This window comes from Variovorax sp. P4_B11, assembly GCF_056402355.1.
In genome coordinates this window covers 1-2,781 of record NZ_JBFUHO010000138.1, presented here as the reverse complement: position 1 = coordinate 2,781, position 2,781 = coordinate 1, and the positions used below count along the sequence as shown (strand labels likewise).

General features: G+C 60.3%; 2 protein-coding genes and 1 pseudogene. All 3 read right to left on the bottom strand.

Annotated elements, in window-relative coordinates:
• Positions 1-347: YecA/YgfB family protein (locus tag AC1DYD_RS41195; protein WP_478178465.1), on the bottom strand; the 347-nt coding region annotated here is incomplete at its 3' end.
• A 122-nt stretch (positions 348-469) separates the two neighbouring features.
• Positions 470-649: pseudogene (locus AC1DYD_RS41190) on the bottom strand (transposase); the annotation flags it as partial.
• 296 nt (positions 650-945) lie between these two features.
• A complete protein-coding gene (locus tag AC1DYD_RS41185) occupies positions 946-2,190 on the bottom strand; it encodes an IS4 family transposase (protein WP_478178464.1) in 1,245 nt (414 codons plus the stop codon).
• Between the last annotated feature and the right edge of the window lie 591 nt (positions 2,191-2,781).

Genomic DNA, 2,781 nt, shown 5'->3' with positions numbered 1-2,781 from the left:
TCGTATTCCTGCTCGTCGCCGGCGTAGGTCATCGTTGACCAGTAAGGACTGATCTCTGATGGTTCCTCCTCCAGCCCGGCAATGATGCTGTTGAAGTGACGCATGACCAGCCCCAACATGTGGTTCAACTGCTCGATGGAATCCATCGGCGGCATCATCTCCTTGATGCCCCAGATCTTGGGGAGCCAACGCTTCGGCTGGATCGTCCTCGGACCGACCGCGATGGCGTGCAGAAACCCATCCACCATGTCCAGTGTCATGACGTCTTCGGTATCGACGTCATAGAGCAGGAACCGGTCGAGTTCGTTGAACTCGGCCTCGCTCAACGGGGTAAACGGGGTGGCCATCGATTGAACCGGATGTGGGAACGACCGCGATTCTCGCGCACCGCCCGCCAATGACAAACATCCGATCACCCCGCGATCACTGCCCAAAAGGTCAGCAGGGCACAAGGGACGTGGTCAACAGAGCGCTTACACTGGAACAGCAAGCTGGCAGCGACGCCTTCCTGGCGTGCAACGAGCGACACGCTCATGCCAGGTTCGTAGGTTCGCCGCACCAGCGTGGCCTTCTCTGCAAGCGACCAGCGCCTGCGGCGCTGGTCGCTCAAGATCACCTCAACGGTTTCCGTATTCCTAGTCGTACTCACAGTCCTACTCCTATCTTCAAAGATAAGCGATAGACCGTGTCCCAATACTGTTCGTTTAAAGTGCAAATTCTCCCCCGGGATTTGTTGGTGACCATGGCGACGGACGTGATCGCTTGGCCTTTTGCAAAGGTGCACCTGGTGGCCCAGAGAACCCGCAGGGCGTGAAGCAGACAGGAACGCGAGTCGCGAGGTTGCGGCTGTGACCAGAGTACGGTGATGTGCGGTGTTTGACCATGCGCGGGGAGCGTCGATTGATGGTCCTCGTTGCGCGGATGTAGCCACTGGCCTGTAGCAATTCACGGAACCAGCGTCATCTTTTTATGGGCCTCGCTGGGGGGAAAGGCCCCGGAGTGGGGCTGCGTACGCCTGAGTAGATCCACGTGTCCTTTGAAGGATAACTCGGCGTGAGGTATTCGGTGGCTGGAGGCTCCTTGATGCAACAGCCATCTCACTGAGTAGTGCGCGAGCACCCAGCCATAGAACTCTTGTCGCACCAGCTCCGGTGTCTTACTTCGAAGCACACGCCGGCTCTGCCGCAAATGCGTCTTGAGTTCATCGAACACGGACTCTATCTCCCAGCGCTGGTGATACACCGCCGCCAGCTCCATGGCGGGCGCCAGCTGCGGATCCAACAACGTCGTCAGGAGACGGTAGCGCGGCTGCGCGTCGTCCAAGCCCGGCAACTCATAGTCGATCACGCGCACCGTGATGGCCTGCTGGTCAGCCTCCGCTCGGGTGACATGGCTGGGACGGATGACACTGAGGAACGACCCATCGTCGAGCACGCGTTGGACCGGCATCTTCCAGGTGCTCCCGCATCGCCATAGCAAGTCTGCTCCCGTGGCCTTGGCCTGGCGCCAGTGCTCAAATGAGTTGAAACCTCGGTCGGCCATGCAAAGCATGCCCGGCTCGAGACGCGGCAGCAACGCGGCCGCGAGCCCTCGTTCGCCATCGCAAAAGGCCCCGATGTTGGCGCCGAGGATGGCGTGTGTAGCGCACTCGATCAATACGGCGCAGCGAGCCTGTGGGAAGCCGGCATGACCGGCGGTGACGGCACTGCTGTTCGGGTAGCCGAAAACCCGGGCGTTGTCGGCTTCATCAGGAAGCTCGAACGTGCTGCCGTCAATCGCCACGAGTCGCAGGTCGGCAAAGAAAGCTTGCGGATGATCCCGAGCGTTGGCCAGAGGCACGCAGCAGCGTTTGACCAAGTCACTCAAAGGAGCCGAGCCGATGCGGCTGCGCAACGAGCTGATGGAGGATTTGGCAACAAGCGCAGGCTGCGCGGCTCCACTGGCCCAGGCCAGCCCCTGGGAGACGACGGCGAAGACCTCTTCGTAGGCCGCCTCGGGATACAGGCTCAAGGCGATGCAGTAGTACGCCCCGGCCACCGCTGGAAAGCTGCGAATGCGTTGACTGTTGCAACCGTGCTCGTCCAGAACAGCGTGCACGATATCGGCGGGCACCACCCGGGCCAGCAAACTGGCCGCCAAGAAATCACTCAGCCGGGCACCCGCGCCCAACACCGCCTTTGTCCGTGCCATGTCCCGTCCGTCGCCGAGTTGCCACGACTGTGATTGTAGGTAAATTCACCCTAATCGAACAGTATTGGACCGTGTCCTGTCATTCAAGGGGCCAGCTCAGGTGGTCGTCCTATAGTCCTGAAGGTCGAAGTTCTCGCAGCGGTCCAGCCACGGTTCTCAGTGCGATGCACGTGCTTCCTCCTCGTCTGTGGCGTAGGTAGCGCGGTCCGTAGCACGCTGTTCCTGTTCAAACGTCTTGTAGTGCGAGTCCTCGCTTGACCTGATTCAAACAGGCATCCAGGCCTCCCGCCATTACCTTGCCAAGGCTGACGCGGTAAATCCGTGGGTCCAGATTTACATTCTTTCGTAAGCGCGCAATAAACCACGCCCTTCCGTCGAGCGCGATGAACTGAGAGGCTACGTACCCATGTACAGGAACGTGGGCACGTAATGTCAGATTGGATTTCAGAGTTGGCGCGGCGCCTGGTTGTCGGGCACAAGCGCGATGGTCGCAGCATCTACGACGAGCAGGCCAAGCGCGAGTTGGTCCTGGCTTGTCGTGAGCCCGGGGTATCGATAGCGAAGCTGGCTCGCGATTGCGGCGTCAACGCG